Annotated in this window: 13 protein-coding genes; 10 read left to right on the forward strand and 3 right to left on the reverse strand. The window is 68.2% G+C overall.

The features are described 5' to 3' along the window. Positions 1 to 8 precede the first annotated feature (8 nt). From Actob_RS18315 to Actob_RS18350, 8 genes are read left to right on the forward strand one after another with little or no spacing between them, the layout of a single operon-like run. Positions 9 to 1,523 carry an SCO6880 family protein gene (locus tag Actob_RS18315; protein ID WP_284921448.1) on the forward strand — a complete coding sequence of 505 codons (1,515 nt, stop codon included), beginning with the start codon at positions 9 to 11 and terminating at the stop codon, positions 1,521 to 1,523. Further along, positions 1,520 to 3,094, forward strand: a complete 1,575-nt coding sequence (locus Actob_RS18320) for a P-loop NTPase family protein (protein ID WP_284921449.1) — start codon at positions 1,520 to 1,522, stop codon at positions 3,092 to 3,094. Before Actob_RS18315 ends, Actob_RS18320 begins: the two co-directional genes overlap by 4 nt. Positions 3,095 to 3,147: 53 nt before the next feature. Continuing rightward, the gene (locus Actob_RS18325) at positions 3,148 to 4,953 is read left to right on the forward strand and encodes a type IV secretory system conjugative DNA transfer family protein (RefSeq protein ID WP_284921450.1); all 1,806 of its coding nucleotides are present in this window, start codon (positions 3,148 to 3,150) and stop codon (positions 4,951 to 4,953) included. Then, complete coding sequence (locus tag Actob_RS18330) at positions 4,950 to 5,570, forward strand: hypothetical protein (protein ID WP_284921451.1); 621 nt, start codon at positions 4,950 to 4,952, stop codon at positions 5,568 to 5,570. The genes Actob_RS18325 and Actob_RS18330 overlap by 4 nt, the downstream gene beginning before the upstream one ends. Further along, positions 5,567 to 5,890, forward strand: coding sequence for a hypothetical protein (locus Actob_RS18335; protein ID WP_284921452.1), 324 nt, complete (start codon positions 5,567 to 5,569; stop codon positions 5,888 to 5,890). Before Actob_RS18330 ends, Actob_RS18335 begins: the two co-directional genes overlap by 4 nt. After that, positions 5,890 to 6,144 (forward strand): hypothetical protein, encoded by a 255-nt coding sequence (locus tag Actob_RS18340; RefSeq protein WP_284921453.1) that lies wholly within the window; start codon positions 5,890 to 5,892, stop codon positions 6,142 to 6,144. Before Actob_RS18335 ends, Actob_RS18340 begins: the two co-directional genes overlap by 1 nt. Beyond that, complete coding sequence (locus Actob_RS18345) at positions 6,141 to 6,638, forward strand: hypothetical protein (protein ID WP_284921454.1); 498 nt, start codon at positions 6,141 to 6,143, stop codon at positions 6,636 to 6,638. Before Actob_RS18340 ends, Actob_RS18345 begins: the two co-directional genes overlap by 4 nt. Then, positions 6,635 to 7,738, forward strand: a complete 1,104-nt coding sequence (locus Actob_RS18350) for a hypothetical protein (RefSeq protein WP_284921455.1) — start codon at positions 6,635 to 6,637, stop codon at positions 7,736 to 7,738. Before Actob_RS18345 ends, Actob_RS18350 begins: the two co-directional genes overlap by 4 nt. Before the next feature lie 256 nt (positions 7,739 to 7,994). Here Actob_RS18350 and Actob_RS18355 read toward each other — a convergent pair whose 3' ends face one another. Further along, on the reverse strand, positions 7,995 to 8,528 hold the full coding sequence (locus tag Actob_RS18355; RefSeq protein ID WP_284921456.1) for a hypothetical protein: 534 nt from the start codon (positions 8,526 to 8,528) through the stop codon (positions 7,995 to 7,997). Positions 8,529 to 9,043: 515 nt separating this feature from the next. Between Actob_RS18355 and Actob_RS18360 the strand changes: the two genes are divergently transcribed. Together Actob_RS18360 and Actob_RS18365 are read left to right on the forward strand one after the other, a co-directional pair. Further along, complete coding sequence (locus Actob_RS18360) at positions 9,044 to 9,517, forward strand: MarR family winged helix-turn-helix transcriptional regulator (RefSeq protein ID WP_284921457.1); 474 nt, start codon at positions 9,044 to 9,046, stop codon at positions 9,515 to 9,517. 364 nt (positions 9,518 to 9,881) lie between these two features. Beyond that, the gene (locus Actob_RS18365) at positions 9,882 to 10,535 is read left to right on the forward strand and encodes a hypothetical protein (protein WP_284921458.1); all 654 of its coding nucleotides are present in this window, start codon (positions 9,882 to 9,884) and stop codon (positions 10,533 to 10,535) included. A 203-nt stretch (positions 10,536 to 10,738) separates the two neighbouring features. Here Actob_RS18365 and Actob_RS18370 read toward each other — a convergent pair whose 3' ends face one another. Both Actob_RS18370 and mobF read right to left on the reverse strand, forming a co-directional pair. Next, positions 10,739 to 11,755: a hypothetical protein gene (locus Actob_RS18370; RefSeq protein WP_284921459.1), complete on the reverse strand. Its 1,017-nt coding sequence runs from the start codon at positions 11,753 to 11,755 to the stop codon at positions 10,739 to 10,741. A gap of 93 nt (positions 11,756 to 11,848) precedes the next feature. Next, positions 11,849 to 16,144, reverse strand: a complete 4,296-nt coding sequence (gene mobF / locus Actob_RS18375) for a MobF family relaxase (protein ID WP_284921460.1) — start codon at positions 16,142 to 16,144, stop codon at positions 11,849 to 11,851. Between the last annotated feature and the right edge of the window lie 8 nt (positions 16,145 to 16,152).

Consider the following 16,152-nt stretch of genomic DNA (forward strand, 5'->3'; position numbering starts at 1 on the left):
GACTTTCCATGACGAAGTTCGAATTCCCGCCTCGTTCCAGCCGCGGCGCCGTGCTCGGGTTCGCCTGGTCACAGATCGGCATGGTGGTCGCCGGACTGATCGCGGCGGTCGTCGGCCTCAACCTGCTCGCCATCAACAAGGCCGCGTCGGCCGGCATGTTCGTGCTGGCCGCGGTCCTGTTCATCTTCGGGCTGCTGCGCGTCAAAGGGCGGCGGATCACCGAGTGGACGCCGGTGGTGATCGCAGCGTTGCTGCAGCGCCGGGCCCGCCAGCATCAGTACCGCGGCGGACCGTACGGGCCGAACGCGGCCGGGCAGCATCTGGACCTGCCCGGCCCGGCAGCCGCCTACCGGTGGCTGTCCGCGGTCGCCGCGGACGGCACCACCGAGATCGGACTGCTGCATCACCGCAAAGAGAAGACCGTCACCGCGGCGCTGCTCTGTTACGGCACCAACCTGATCCTGGCCGACCGGGACGTGCAGACACAGCGGCTGACCGACTGGGCGCAGGTCCTCAACATCCTCGGCTCCGAGTACGCCGACGCCGGTCTGGTGCGCTGGTCGGTCACGGCCCGGGCCGTCCCGGACAGCGGCAACCGGGCACAGCGGTTCCTCATCCACAGGGCTGTGGAAACCACCAGCACCGCGTACCAGTCTCTCGCCGAACTGACCGCGGCGGCGGCGCCGGCGGCGCAACGCCACGAGATCTACCTGTCGGTCGTCTTCGACATCGCCAAGCTGTCCGGGGAGATCGCCGACGCCGGTGGCACCGACACCGCGATCGCCACGGTCATCCTGGACCGGCTGTCCGGGATCGAAGCGGCCATCAACGAGGCCGGTGTCACCACCGGCGGCTGGCTGTCGCCGCGCGCCTACGCCGCCGTCCTACGTACCCAGTTCGACCCCGACGACCAGGAAGTCGTCGACCTGCGCGGCAGCATCCCGTCCGGCGGCGGCCGCACCCCGGCCGGGGCGGCGCCCCGCCTGGCCGGTCCAGTGGCGGCACGCACGCTGGGCTGGCACACCTACCAGCACGACTCCGCCTACTCCCGCACGCTGTGGGTGGCGCAGATGCCCCGCCAGCAGGTCCCGCCGACCTGGCTGACACCGCTGTACATGCGCACCACGTGCCGGCGCACGGTCACCCTCGTCGCGCAGCCGGTACCCCCGCAACTGGCCGCGCTGGCAACTCGACGCGACAAGGTAGCCCGTGCCGGCGACGAGGTCACCAAACGCAAGCTACGCCTGGTCCAGACCGCAGCCGAGCGGGAAGAGGCCCGGGCGGTCGAGCAGATCGACGCCGAGCAGGCCCGCGGCCACGTCCGCTACCGGTACGCGCTGCTGGTCACCGTCACCGCCACCAGCGAAGCCGACCTCGACCGTGACGTCCGGTCGGTCAAGCGGATCCTGTCGCGTTCCGGCTGCGAAGCTGTCTCTCTTGCCGGTGAGCAGGACCAGGCTTTCCTAGCGGGCGCACTGCCGCTGGCGCGTGGGCTGAAGCCGATGCGGGGGTGGGCGGCATGAGCCCCCGCAAACTGCGCCGCGAGGGCTCACTCGCGGACTGCATCCAGCAGGCCGCCGAGATCCATGATCTGAAACGGGCCGAAGCGGCCTGGCGGCGTGCCCAGAGTGCCCTCGACCAGGACATCGAGCGATTCCTCGGCCCCGCCCCGGCCGGCTGGCGCGGCCAGCCAGGCCGTGCCGCCGGTCGGGTGTTCTGGCGCCTGCGGCTGCCGCCACTGGTGACCACCAGCGCCCAACTCTGCTCGGTGTATCCGTTCGTCACCGATCCGGGTCTGCCGATCGACGGCCCGCTGATCGGCATGGAGGTCTACAGCCGCAGCGCGTTCACGTACTCCCTGCACGAGCTGTACCGGGCCAAAGCGGTGACCGCACCCAACATGGTGGTGACCGGAGAGATCGGCACGGCGAAAAGTTCGCTGCTCAAGTGCCTCGCGTTCCGCGGTGTGCCGTTCGGCGCCCGGTTCTACATCTGCGACGTGAAGGGCGAGTACGAGAAGCTCGCCGCGCTGGCCGGCATCCCACCGGTGCGGCTCGGTCCGGGACTTGGTGTGGTGATGAACCCGCTCGCCGGGATTCGGCGGCATCCCGAGCAGACCGAGCAGCAGTGGCTACAGCTGCAGCGCTCCCGGCGGCTGCTGCTGCTGGAAGGGCTCCTCGAGATCCAGCTCGGCGGGCCGCTGCAGGAAGCCGAGCGCAGTCTCATCGAGTACGCCGTGGACGCGGTCACCCGGGAGGGCGATGCGACTGCGGGCCGGCTGGCGACCCCGACGCTGAGCACGGTGCTCGCCGCAGCGGGCAACCCCAGCCTGTGGCAGCACCGCCTTGACCACCTGCACTATCCCGTCGACACGTTCGTGGCGGACTCCCGGCGGGTCCGGCTCGCTCTGGAACGGCTCATCGGCGGGGCGCTCGGCGGGGTCTTCGACGGGCCGGCCGAGTCATCGGCCCGGCTGGACTTCGCGCAGCCCGGGGCGATCCTGGATTTGCGGACGATCCGCGCCTCGGACGCGATGACCGCGATGGCGATGACCTGCGCCCAGAGCTGGCTGGAGACCGAACTGTCGGCGCCGGACGCACCACCGCGGGTCTGCATCTACGACGAATTCGCGCTGGTCGCCCGCCATTTGCCGTTGATCCGGCGGATGCGTGAGCAGTTGAAGTTGGCTCGTGCGTTCGGGATCGCCAACGTCCTGGCCTTCCACCGGTTCAGCGATCTGGCCGCTTCTGGTGGCGCGGACTCTGAGCAGGTCCGCATCGCCCGCGGCCTGATCGAGGACTGCGGGGTGCGGGTCTCCTACCGGCAGGCCACCGGCAGCCTGGAGCAGGCTCGCGAATTCTTGGGCACGTCCGACGTCGAAACGGATCTGCTGCGGTACCTGCGGCAAGGCGTTGGCTTGTGGAAGATCGGCACGCGCTCCTACGTGGTCAAGCATCAGTTGTCGACGGCGGAGACGGCGATGGTGCATACCGACAGCCGGATGGAGGCCACCGAGCCGGCCGACAAGCTCACCCAGCAGGAGTACGACGATCGCCTGGAAGCGGTCGCCGCCGGCGACGGGGGAAGCCGATGAGCAGCCGTTCACCGCTGTCCGCGCCCGGGCACCGGCCGCCGCAGCAAGGCCACATGCGCGCCGACATCCAGGTCCGGATCGCCCTGCTGGTCGTCATGGTGATCGTCACCGCCACCGCCATCCTGTCGCTGTGGTTGGCCGGCCAGCTCGGCGGAGTGCTCGCTCACCTGGCCTGGCCGGACTCCGGCCTGCCCGATGCGCCCGGCATCGCGTTGCGGATCATGGCGCACCTCGACGATCCCGCGCAGGCATGGCCGCGGCCGGCTCGCAGCGATGTCGCACCGGCCTGGCTGCTCTACCTGCTGTGGCTGATCCTCCTGCTAGGCATGCTGGCGGGCTGGATCTTCGGCCTGGCCCGCATCGCCGGTCCGCGGGTGCGCCGCGCCGGCTTCGTCCGCAAGAAGGACCTCGATGAGAGCTTGTCCGCCGACGCGGTCCGCGCCCGGATCGACGTTGTCCGGCCGGGGCTGACCGTCACCGAAGCCGACGACGCCGCCACCCGAGCCGCTAAGCAGAAACGGCGCGCCGACCCGCTCGAAGTGGCCCGGATCCTGGGCTACGACGCGGTGTCCGGCCGGCCGTTGTATCTGGCCAACGAGTACACCCGGCTGGCGGCGGCCGTGCCGCGGGTTGGCGGTAAGACGACCCGGCTGGTCATTCCCACGGTGATCGACGCGCGCGGCGCGGTCCTGACCACCTCCACCCGCCTTGACGTCGCCGAGATCACCTACCAGCAGCGCTCGGCCATCGGTCCCACCCACATCTTCGAGCCGCAAGGCGAAATCCCGGGCGTTCCGCGGCTGCGCTGGTCACCGATCGAGGGCGCCGACGATCAGATCGTGGCCATGCTGCGCGCCCAAGGCTTCGCCGACGGCTCCGGCATCGGCGCCGAATCGGTGGAGAACGGCCGCTGGTTCCGCGACCAAGCCGCCACTATCCTGCGCGGTCTGCTGCACGCGGCCGCGCTCGACGAACACGCCACCATGATTGACGTTCTGGCCTGGTCACAGAACCCGAACAACGCCCGGCCCGAGCGGATCCTGCGCCACCACGGCGTGCACTCCTGGGCTGACCGGCTCACCCGGCACCGCGAAACCACCGGCCGGGCCCGCGACACCGTCCAATCGGTCGTCGCCGGAGCACTCGACTGCTTCAACGACCCGCGCGTGCTGTTGGCCTGCTCACCACCACGCGGCACGCAGTTCAAGCCGGTCGAATGGCTGCACGAATCCGGCACGCTTTACCTGGTCGGCACCCGCGACGCCCAGGCACTGATCGCCCCGCTGATGGCCGCGGTCACCGAGGACATCCTGTACCAGGCACGCCGGCTGGCCCTGCACGCTCCCGGCGGCCGGATCGAACCAGCGCTGTATTTCGTCGGCGACGAGATCGCCAACATCGCTCCGATCCCCAGCTTGCCGAGCTTGATGACCGAAGGCGGCGGCTCCGGCATCGTCGTTGACATCCTCACCCAGAATCGTCACCAGCTGCGCGAGCGCTGGGGTGACAAGGGCGGGCAGGCCATCGCTGACAGCGCCAACGCGTGGCTGCTGATGGGTGGCTCCACCGACGCTGGTGCACTCAAGGACGCGCAAGCCGTGGCCGGGCAGGTCATCGACGTCAGCTCCGGCGCCTCCTGGGGCAGCGGACGCGCCAGCGTCAACGAGTCCGCGCGCCGGGAGAATCTGCTCGACCCAGCGGACCTGCGAACGCTGCCCGAAGGGCGGGCCTTCGCCCTGGTCCGCAACCTGCCGCCGATGGAACTGACGATCCCGGCTTGGTGGGAACGCCCGGATGCCGACGAGCTCAAGCAAGGCCGTGACGCGTTTCGCCGGATGCTCGCGGAGGGCAGCCGATGAGCACCTTCGACTTCGACCTGCCGCCCGACGCCTCACCGGACATGGTCGCGATCGCCGAGCTCGGCGCCGGCCTGCAACAACTCACCGACGCAGTCGACGTACTGCACCAGCAGCACCTGGAACTACGCGCCGCCGTCACCACTCGTGCCGCAGCCGGAGGCGGGCCCCGGAAAGCACCAGCGGGGATGCCGTGGCCGGTGCGCTGGCGCGACCTGGACCGCGACAACGCCGCGCAGGCGTGGGCATGGCTGATCGACTGGGTCGGCTGGCTCGTCGACCGATACGAGATCGCCGAAGAAATCCCGGCCTGCTGGCACCGGCACGGCCCACTGGTCGAAGAACTGACCGCGCTGGCGGCCGGCTGGCACACCGCCTACGACGACCAGGCACGCGGTGACGAACCGCTGATCTGGCACGAACGGCTCGCCCGCGCCCGCGATCGGCTGCGCGGATGGGATGACTTCACCCGCTGCCGCAACGGCCAACACACCGGTCACACCCTCGACCTGCGCTGGCCCGACGCCTGGACGGACGCCGCCACCGAATCGGCCAACGCCGACCTGGTCACCCGGCCGACAACTGCATCCGCCACACCCGCGGGCGAGGAGGCGCCATGAGCACCCAACCCGCACCGGTCACCTCGGACGCCGACTGGGACCGCCTGATCGGCAACGTGCGGCTGGTCCTCGCCGACGTCGTCAACCTCTACGACCGGATCACCGGCGAAGAAGAGCCCGAGCCAGAGCCCGACCTGGAGGAAGAACTCGTGCCCGACCCTGACTACGACCTTGACCTCGACCCTGCTGATGACCCGGACGAGCAAAACCTGCACGAGGAGCAACGCCGGCAACGCCTCGAGCAGGAGGTCGACGGCGAACCCGACGGCGACTACGACCCCGAGCCGACCGACCCCGGCGACCCGGAGATGGACGCCTGATGACCACGACCACGAGCGCCGACCAGACGATGCCCGCCAGCCGCATCAGCGACGACGACAGCTACTACGTCGCGCTCCGGGCCGTCAGCACCCGGGCGGAGACCGCCAAAGCCGCAATGCTCGACGCGCACCTGGCCACCACAGCGCAGCAGCGCACCGCGGCGCTCACCACCTTGCACACCCAGCTGCGCACCATGGCCGGCATCATCAACGCCGAGCTGAGCGGCCTATGCCCGCTGGCGGAGCAGCGATGAAGCGTATCTGCGCGCAGGCGATCACGCTGGCCCTGACCCTGGCCCTGGTCTCCGTTGCCAGCTGCGGGCGTACCTCAACTCCGCAGCCGACTCCGCCGGCGACAGCAGGCACAGCCCTGACGATCGACGATCAAGCTGAACAGGAACACGGCGACGACCCCGGCGCCGCGCCCAGCGCTACCCCCGCCCCGGCCGCGGTCGACGCCGCCACCGGCTACGTGCAGGCGTGGGCACACCCGAGCCTCGACCGGGCCGCCTGGTACGCCCAGCTGCAGCCGCTGGTCACTCCGGAATACGCGGAGCTGCTCGCCGACACCGACCCGGCCAACGTTCCCGCCACCACGGTCACCGGCGCACCGCGCGTGGTGAGGTCAACCACCGACATGGTCGTCGCCGATGTTCTCACCGACGCTGGCGGGATCCGCGTGACGGTCGTCAACCGCGACGGCCGGTGGCTGATAGCCACCGTCGTCCCCGCGCCGGAGTCACCATGAAGGCGCCCGGCTGGGCCGCCGCCATCGCCAGCGTGCCGCTGATGCTGTGCACGGCCGGCTTACTCGTGGCTGCCAGCGACGACACCGTAGACGTCGGCTGCGCGACGACGGCCGCCTCCGGACAGGTGAACATCCGCAACCACGTCGGCGCGGTCGGAAACTGGAGCTCCACGGCGGTCGACAACGCCACCATCATCGTGACCGTCGGCCAGCAGAAACGGGTCCCGGCGCGCGGCTGGGTCATCGCGGTCGCCACAGCGATGACCGAATCCCGGCTCGTCAACAGCAGTAAAGTCACCGACCACGACTCAGTCGGGCTATTCCAGCAGCGGCCCAGCCAAGGTTGGGGAACGCCAGCTCAGCTCATCGACCCGGTATACACCGCCGGCAAATTCTATGACGCTCTCGTCAAGGTTAAGAACTGGGACAACCTGCCACTGACCGTCGCCGCGCAACGGGTGCAGCGGAGCGCTTTCCCGGATCGCTACGCAGCTTTCGAGAGCGACGCCACCTTGCTAGTCCAACGGAGCGCTGCCGGTAGCAAGATGGCGCTGCCATCGAGCATCGTTCAGTGCGCGGATCCCTGCCCGTCGACGACGGCCAACGACACAGGAACTGGCGGGCGGTCCGCAAGCGCTGCCACGGACTGCTCGAACCTGGCGCTCGGCGCTGCGGATCCTGTTCGCCGTAACGCTGACGGATCCTGGCCGACCGAAAGGTGCTCGATCCGACCAGATCCGACCACCGGTGACGGCTGCGTCACTCCCCGCCTGCACCATCTTGTCCAGCAGGCCACGGCAGCGGGCTTCCCGAGGCCCGGCTGCTACCGGCCGAGCGACCACGGCGAGCACCCCAAGGGCCGCGCCTGCGATTTCATGATGACGCCCGGAGAGAAAGCAACCGATGCGCAGAAGGCTCGCGGCGACCGGATGGCCGCGTGGGCGGTCTCCAACGCCAACCGCCTCGGCATCATGTACGTCATCTGGTTCCGCCGCATCTGGACCAACGACGGCCGCGGATGGCACGCCTACGACAACAAGTACGGCGGCAACACTTCCAACGGCTGGCACACCAACCACGTCCACATCAGCGTCTACTGATTTTGACAAGAGTTTCATCAGATGATGGATTCGCGCCGTTGACCAACGGGCGGCGAAGCCTTCACCAGCGGGAACTCTGTCAGTGAGAGGATCCTACAGTGATGGTCCTGGTCGATGGTTCACCAGGGTGTCGGCCATATCACTTGAACACCCTCTCTGCCCGGAACTCCGCGCCCTTCAATGACGAGGAATAGGTAACAAGGCCATGACAAGAAACTGCCTATGCCGACGCTCGCAATCAGGTGGCAACGAATCGCTACTCGACAAGTCCACGGCTATGAATTTCGGCCCGGATACTTGCGGCCCCGGGGATCATCCCCGCAGTTGGAATCGAAAAACGCAGCTGACCGTCCTTACGCTTGAGCAACGGCTGGCGCCCCCCGCGGCTAAGCCAAGCCACCTGCGATTCGTCAGCCGCATTAACGACGATCTCGAGCACCGTGATAGGCCACAACCAGCGCACACGGGCTCTCGCTACGGTCGCATACGCCACCCGGACCCCGTCGTGGCGTGCGGCAGCCAGCTCGATCCCCTCGTCGTCGAACCTCAACCACGGCGGCCGGCCACGCGAAAACAGTACGGAGAAAATTGCGAAAGCGCACGTATACACGCCCGCGAAAGAGGCTGGTGGGAGGCTCCATGTCCCATCGATCGCGATGGACAGCACGGAAAAGAGGATCCAAGCCGTGATGGCCCCAAAGCCGCCCATAGCGGCCATCGCGAACGCGAAGCGCCACAGCGACCATTGATACACGAAAGTGCCCGGCGTGGGGGAATAACCATCAGCCATAAAGCGATCATGGCACTTTCACCGGTGAGCGATGCACTCGACCGTCACTAATCAAGTCACACATCACCCCGATCGCGCAGACCTCACCGCACGACCGAGTCAGTCGTGATCTCCATCGACGCCGAGGCGGTCTGCCGCGGCAACCCGAGCCGTCCGGCACTGCGAGGCGGACAGCGTGCTGGTGGCTACGAAGTGTGAGGCTATACGGATTGCCAGTCACTGAGCCTGACCCATTCACACCGTTGGAATACCTGTACTGCCCCGGCACAGCCTTCATGATCATCGTGCGTTGGTGTAGCTGTTCGAAGGACGTCCGGGATGCGGCGGCGAACACTTCTGAGCCGCGAGTCAACGATTCTTGTCGGCTCCCGAGCGCGTCCAAACGCTCGACCGATCGGCCTGTGTCCGTTGGCCATGCGATGTGCCGACCGCAGTGGGAGAGCCATGAGCCGCCGTTCCGGTCGCCTCGGCTGGCAAGCAACGGGCCGAACACGCTCGTCCAGATCGGAGTCTGCATGACCCCTGAGTACGACACCAGAGATGCTTTGGAGACGCGGGAGGCCGCCGCATTGCACCGCATGGCCGTCCTGTGTCGCGCAGGCAACCTCATGAAGCGCCACCTTGAACGAGCCGTCCTGCGAAAGGAACGCCTGACCTGGAGCAGCTACGACGTCCTGCAACTTGCGGTGAGCCGGCGACCAATCGACACACGAACCATCGCGGAGATCGCCTGTATCTCCAAAGCGACCGTGTCGATCTCCGCCAACGATCTGGAAAATCGCGGCCTGATCCGCCGTGGGTGCTATGCCGAAGACCGCCGCAGGATCCAGGTGTACCCGACTGCCGAAGGGCTGCGCCTCATCGAGGACCTCCGTCCCCGGCTCGCAACCGCAGCAGAGCACCTGTTCCGACATCCGCGGACCGGGGCCAGCAACGACGCCGTCGCCTTAATCCTGTACGTCGTAGGTGCCATGAAAGACCCCGCGTAGCGAAGTCCCCGGGCCGTGCTGCCGCGCCCATTCGACGGCCACTGGGCACGGCCGCAACTCCTCCGCCGTTCCGCAGCGCTGAGGTTACGACGGGGCCTCATGCACGCGACTCCCGTCACCGACTCGGGGAAGCCAGCAGGCGCCGTGATGCTGATGATGAGCGCCACCGCACGTCATGTGATGGCGCAACTGGCGGCTGACTGACCGTAGGTCCGCACGGCCGTGTGCTGACCCGCCTCATGCGGACCCAGGGCAACCCATTTGTCCATACCGGTCTGTCCGCGACGCTACGATGATCGCGAATGCGTTGGAAAGAGTGCCTACAGGGGAACCGATGCGCGCATTACGTCGCATGGTCGCAGCAGTGTCGATCGTCGCAGTCGCCGGCTGCGGCAGCACTGGCCGGGATCGCGCTGGCACCGTTGAGCGCCCGGACCCAGTCAGCCCTGTGCATCAGAACCAAGGCGGGACTTTGTCCGCCGAGCAGGCCAGAGCCGCGCTTCTGACGGTCATGGACTTGCCGACCGGCTGGAGCGCCAAGCCGGACACCGGTGCGGCGAAGAAGGACTCGTCCGACGACTATCAAGAGTGTCCGAAGTTAGCTGCGGTGTTCAAGAAGGCCGACTCGGCGGATGACATCTCCGCAGGTTTTACTTCGCCCAGCGATTCGGATCTCAGTGAGGCGATCCTGCCGATGACGCTGTCGGCAGCCGAAAGCTTGGTGGCTGAATTCTCGGACGTCGTCACGACGTGTAAGCGACTCAGCAGCAATACCGACGACGGCATGCCGTTCGACATGTACATGACGGCGCTGTCGTTTCCGAAGCTCGCCGACGAGACGTTTGCTTTCCGCACGACAGCGACGCTGATGGGCGCGACCGTCAACGCTGACATGGTGCTGGTGCGCCGCAGCGGCGTCCTGTGCTTCATCGTTCACACGGCGCGGGGGCGGATTGACACGGCAGCGACCGAAGACGTGGCGCAGCGCGCTTTTGCGAAGATCGAAAAAGGACTCTGACGGCTTGCGTACGCTGCGTCTGGCACCTTCGACCTCCGACGATCTGGCCTGTTGGCCTTCGGTGAGGCCACGACAGCTCACGAAGTTGATCTACCCAGCGGCATCGGAAGGTAACGACCTAACAGCCGTACGCCCGTGACACGAATCGAGTATTCGGTGCCCCGAAACTAAATCAGGAGTCTGGTCCCGGACGGGTGGAGGTGTCAGTCGATGGTCAGTTCGGAGGGCAGGGGCGCGGCGATCTCCGGTTCCGATTGGTCGAGCTGGGGTTGCTGGCCGAGTGCCCGCACGGCTGACATCGGCTGCTGCGCTGACTGCTGGATTCGTGCGGTCAGGCCCTGGACGGTGCGGTTCAGTTCCGTTGCCTGGCGCGCAATCTGCTGTCGGGCGAGCGCTTGGCTGGCCGCCTCAACCTGCTGAAGGAGATTGTCGAAGAAATAGCCCGGCCCTCGGCTGAGGTTAGTCGTGCCGCCGTTCAAGGTATAGAATCGCTGTGACGACAAAGATGCTTGAGCGTTTGGGCTCAGGTGTCCGGGGCCGCGTTCGCCGTTGGGTAGAGCGGCCCTGTCGTGTTCCAGGGACAGTTTATGGCCTGTCTGGGCGTCGATCACGGTGGAGATGTCGGTGATGCGGCTGATCCATTGCTGCTCGTCGTAGCCGAGCCCACGCTGGAATGCCCATGCGGCGACGTCAGCCATCCACAGCCCGGGCTGCCTGCGGTCGTCGGCGTGCATCAGCCGCATCCGCGAGCTGATCTGCTGGGTGCGCACGAGCCTGCTGTACGTGGTCATGTCCGGCGTGTCGGATCCCGCGACCTTCTCTCCCAGCAGCTGTGTCTGGACTTGCTCGCGTTGACTAGCACGGGTGTCGAGGACGACGTCACTGACTTTCTGCCCGTCGAGCTGTTTCAGCAGCTGAGTGAGCGCGGCCTGGCGGGCAGCTTCCTGCGTACCGGTGATCGGCGCCTGCGCGACGATGAACGTCCAGCCGGCATGGGCACGAACCGTGTCGAGCATGTCCTCGATCGGAGTGATATGACCTCGGTGGTAGAGCGCGGAGGCATGGAACGGCTGGTGCTGGCCGGCAGCGAAGCGAGCGGCATTCATGACGGTGACCAAATCATCACTGTCGACAACGACGCCAGTGAACACGTAAACCCCGGGATGTCCGCGCCCGGTGAGGAATGCCTCATCGGCAAAGGCAACGGGATAGTTACTCATCTAAATCCTCCCCACCGTGCAGGCGTGTACGGCTGGCCCGGTGACGTCGGATCCGGATGGCGACGAGGCAGCTCGCTGCGGTAGGGCGACGGGTCAGTCACGGTCGAACTCCATCTCGTGATCTGGCTGCTGCGCTCCGTTCTCGGCGAACTCGGTGGTGCGCTCGTACGCGGCGCGCGCGTCGTCGTCGAGGTGAGCGGGGATCGGTGTGCTGTGCCGGTTCGGCCGGGTGTTGTCGACGGCGCGGACGCGAGCGGTTGTGGCGCGAACGTGCTGAGCCAGCTCTTTCGTGCCGTCGGCGAGACGTTGCGCGCGACGGGCGGCCTCTGCGGCGGCGGCGAGTCCGGCGTACCGGGTGGGCAGCTGCTGTTGATACCAGCGGTTCCAGTCGTGGTGGGCTTCCTCGAGGCCGGTGACCTCGTCGCGGGCGGAGGTCACCCGGGCTCGGGCGTCAACTAGCTGCCGCTGGAGCTCTTCCACGGTGATAGAGGCCCGCAGAGCGGCTACGCGGGCGGCGTGGCGGTCGGCCGCCGCGCGGGCACGGCCGGGGGCGGCCTGCCACCACCGAGGCGTGCCGGTCTGTGTGATCGCGGCGGATCGGGCGGCCTCATGCTGGGCGCCGGCGAGGGTCAGGCGGGTGTCGCGCAGGTGCTGTTCGGCGGCGACGAGCCGGGTGTGCGCGCTGCGTAGGTCGCCGGCGACGTAGGGCGGTGCGGCGTTGTCCGCAGCGCGTTGTGCGTTGATCAGCTCGCGCAGCCGGTTGTCGGTCGCGGCACTGATCTGGCCGGCGAGGGTGGCGACACCGAGCACTATCTGGGCCCGGTGCCAGGCGGCCCAGCGTGCTGGGTCGCGGGTGGAAGGCTGCGGGCCGATGGGTTCGTCGCCGCTGATGGCGTATCGGTCGCGGTAGGCGGCGACGACAGCGGCACCGGCGAGCCACTGCCGGCGCCCGGCCGTGTCTGCGGGCAGTGCGCCGAGCGCAGTGCTCCAGGCGGGCTGATGCTGGGCGGCCTGGACGGCGAGTGCTTCGACGCGTCGGTCGCAGATCGCGGCGACATCGCGTAGCGCGTTGCCGATGTCGCGGTCGGCCTGGGGGAAGCGGTCGGTGTAAGTGCCCGCTTGCGGGCCGCTGACGGCGACGGCAGGGTCGGGTTCGATGTCGCGGTAGACCTGATCGATGCGCCAGGCGAGGACCGCGGCGGTGTCGCGGGCGCTGTGCAGCTCCCGTGCGGAGGCGACCGCGGCGAGGACAGCTTCGGGGTCGTAGCCGGCTGCGGCGAGGTTCTGCAGCCGTGCGGCGAGCGCGGGAAGGGCCGGATCGGCGGCGAAGTCCGCAGCGACTGCCGGGCCGGCGACCTTCCGGATGACCTGGGTATAGCGGGGTGCCATAGCTCGGCCGCGCAGGTCGTCGTAGACCGGCCCCCACTGCCGGAGGGCGTCGACGTCGGCCCACAGACTCTGTTCGACCTCGGTGGCGGATCGGTCGGTGGTGTCGGTCCGCAGGATCTCAGCGAGGGTGGTGACGCCTGCAGACGGGTCTCGGGCCGGGTGGCCTTCGGGTGGTTCGTCGCTGGTGATGACGGCGATCTGGTTGAGCAGCCGGCCGCGGGTGGCCATCACGTACAGACGGGCGCGGCTGGTGGCGGCGTTGACGAGAGCGCGGCCGACATCAACGGTGCGGCCTTGCGCGGAGTCGACGGTGGCGGCATAGGCCAACTGGACGTGCTCGGCCACGTAGTCACCGGGCAGGACGATGCGCCGGCCAGTGACGGTGTGCTCAACGTTCAGGGACCCGGTGGCGCCGATCGAAACGACCCGCCACTGGTCGCGGTTGGCGACGAACCGGTCAGCCATGACGAGGTCGCGGTTGTTGCGGCGGGTCACGACCAGGTCGCCGGCACCGGCATGGGTGCCGTTGGCCAGCTCGACGCTGGCGCCGGGTTCTACAAGCCCGGCGTTGATCAGTATCTGGCGGGCTCGGGCGGACAGGTCGGCGGCTTCGGCCTCGGTTTCGACCATGATGAGGCTGCTGCGGCCCTGGACGATGTCGGCGGCCCAGGCGTCCAGGACATGCTGGGTGAGGTCCTGGCGGTGGCCGCCGAGGATTCGGCCACGCCGGTCGTACTCGGCGAGGACGGTCGTGTCGCCGATCCGCAGCCGTAGCGAGGCGGGCCCTTCCCACGCATCGGTGAACCGGCGAACCTCGCGCAGGTCGGTTGTCGCGCCGAGTGAGGCCAGGTAGCGGAACGCACCGCCGGGCCCGACAGCGGAGATCTGTTCCGGGTCGCCGACGAGAATGAGCTTCCCGCCGACCGGTTCGAGCAGCTGAGCAAGGCGGACCAGGTCGATAGTGCAGGCCTGGGACGCTTCGTCGATGATCACCCACTGGCCCGGCTGGAACGCCCAATCCGCGCGCGTGGTGCCCTCCGGCGGGAAGTCCTGGGCGTGCAGCCACATTGCCACGTTCTCGGTCCGGATGCCCGGCGAGCCGCCTTCGCGGGTGGCGGCGGCGAGCACGTTCGCGGCGTTCTGCCCCACGGTGAGCCCCAGGATCGGAACGCCGGCGCGTTGGGCGGCGATGCCGACGGCCCGCTGCAGGTAGGTTTTGCCGGTGCCGGCCGGCCCGACGATTCCGGTGATGCGCCGGTCGTCGCCGACCGCGAAAAGCAGTGCGGCCCGTTTCTCGTCGCTGAGATCAAGCTCGGTGGCGACCTGGTCGAGGAGCGCCTTGGGGGCGGTGGCAGCGCCACGCCTGGTGCTGTAGGCGATGAGTTCCTTCTCCGCGGCGAGCACGGGTTCGGTCGAAAGTTTGAGGTCGCGGTGGCGGCTGTAGATGCTCTGCCGGTCGCTGCCGCGCAGCAAGGTGTCGCCCCACTCCAGCAGCGCGGATGGAGTCAAGACGCGCAGGCCGCTGCTATGGGTGCGGACGGCTTCGGCGGCGAGACGCTGGACCCGCCGCCAGTCCTGGTCCCGGCCATCGGCCGGGTCGACGTGCAGGATCCGGCCGATGGCCAGTTCGAGATGGTCGATGCCGAAGACCGCTTTGCTGGCGGACAGCTCGGCGACAGCGTGTTCGACCGCGAGCCGCGGGACGCGCCGGACTGCCGCGGTGACGGCGGCTGTGCGCTGCTGGTCGTCGGTGATGCCGAGATCCAGGGTGGCACGGTGGAGGTCATCGACGGTGATCGATCGGCCGGGCCGGCGTGCCGTCGCATGCCGGATCAGCTGCCGGGCGCGCTGGTCGACATGGTCCGGGACCTGCCCGGCCGCGATCCTGCGCACCTCGCTGGCGGTGTTGAGGCCGGCGCGGCGGTCCTCGTACTGCCACCGTGTGACGGCCTGATTGGTGGATTCACCGCCGTCCTTGTCGGGCCGCGAGCGCAGGGTCGCGATCTGGGCGCGGTGGCGCCACCGGCCGATCTGCATGCGCTCGCGGCCGGCGGCCGGGTCGGTCAGCTGGCTTTGCATGTCGGTTTCGATGGCGGCACGCCGCTTCGAGTACTGCGCGATGGCGCGGGTGCTGAACCCGACGATCTCACGGATCGGTGACCCTTCGCGGGCGGCGAACCGGACACCGAGGCTGCGTCCGAGTTCGACTTCGACGGCGCGTTCGTACGCGACCCGGGCGCCGATGGTGGCCTGGTAGAAAGCCTTGCTGTCGAGGGAGAGCCAGTCTTCGCGGCCGTTGCGGGTGACGCGAACTTTGCTGGAGACGACGATGTGCGAGTGCAGCTGCGGGTCCTTCTCCCGTGACATCCGATGATCGAAGACGGCGGCGGCCAAGCCGTCGGTGTCGACCTGCACGATCCCGTCAGTGCCCAGCCGGGTGAACGCACCGTGCCGGCGCAGGTGCTCCAGGGTGGCGCGCACGCCCGCGTGGTGGGCGGCCATCACCTGCGCCTTGATGCGGTCGTCGCCGAAGGCCCAAAACAGGCTGACGCTTTTCACGGGAGAAACGGTGACGTCGAATCCGGCTACCGGCTGCCGTTCCGGGGCAGTCCAAATGCGTAGCCACACCTGCGCTATCTGCTCGTAGGTGGCGTCCTTGGGCAGCTCATCCCACGCCTTTTCGACGGCAGCCTGCCGCGCGCTGTCATCTAGCGTCTTATAGCGTCGCCATAGGCGACCGAGCTGCTTCCCGCTGACCGGGTGCTTTCCCTCACCGATGAGTTTCTGCAACTGCTCGGTGGATACCTCCCCGCCAATGCCGAAAAGAACGCCGGTCTGGCCGGCCCACCAGCCCGGTGCTTCGCCGCGGGCCTTCGGGTCGGTGTGGTAGGCGACCGCGAAGGAACCCTCAGCTGGACGGAAGTCGTGCTTGCCGGCAGCCACCTGCCGGGTCAGGTAGGCGATCCCGGCCCCCGGCGCGATGCGAGCAACCGTGAGCATGCGGGCAA

Origin of the sequence: Actinoplanes oblitus (assembly GCF_030252345.1) — a bacterium.
GTDB lineage: Bacteria > Actinomycetota > Actinomycetes > Mycobacteriales > Micromonosporaceae > Actinoplanes > Actinoplanes oblitus.

Bases quoted from the DNA above. Each gene is read 5' to 3' on its own strand.
- Actob_RS18340 (WP_284921453.1), top strand. From the start codon at position 5,890: ATGACCACGACCACGAGCGCCGACCAGACGATGCCCGCCAGCCGCATC.
- Actob_RS18370 (WP_284921459.1), bottom strand. From the start codon at position 11,755: ATGAGTAACTATCCCGTTGCCTTTGCCGATGAGGCATTCCTCACCGGG.
- Actob_RS18345 (WP_284921454.1), top strand. From the start codon at position 6,141: ATGAAGCGTATCTGCGCGCAGGCGATCACGCTGGCCCTGACCCTGGCC.
- Actob_RS18330 (WP_284921451.1), top strand. From the start codon at position 4,950: ATGAGCACCTTCGACTTCGACCTGCCGCCCGACGCCTCACCGGACATG.
- Actob_RS18355 (WP_284921456.1), bottom strand. From the start codon at position 8,528: ATGGCTGATGGTTATTCCCCCACGCCGGGCACTTTCGTGTATCAATGG.
- Actob_RS18325 (WP_284921450.1), top strand. From the start codon at position 3,148: ATGCGCGCCGACATCCAGGTCCGGATCGCCCTGCTGGTCGTCATGGTG.
- mobF (WP_284921460.1), bottom strand. From the start codon at position 16,144: ATGCTCACGGTTGCTCGCATCGCGCCGGGGGCCGGGATCGCCTACCTG.
- Actob_RS18320 (WP_284921449.1), top strand. From the start codon at position 1,520: ATGAGCCCCCGCAAACTGCGCCGCGAGGGCTCACTCGCGGACTGCATC.
- Actob_RS18315 (WP_284921448.1), top strand. From the start codon at position 9: ATGACGAAGTTCGAATTCCCGCCTCGTTCCAGCCGCGGCGCCGTGCTC.
- Actob_RS18350 (WP_284921455.1), top strand. From the start codon at position 6,635: ATGAAGGCGCCCGGCTGGGCCGCCGCCATCGCCAGCGTGCCGCTGATG.
- Actob_RS18360 (WP_284921457.1), top strand. From the start codon at position 9,044: ATGACCCCTGAGTACGACACCAGAGATGCTTTGGAGACGCGGGAGGCC.
- Actob_RS18335 (WP_284921452.1), top strand. From the start codon at position 5,567: ATGAGCACCCAACCCGCACCGGTCACCTCGGACGCCGACTGGGACCGC.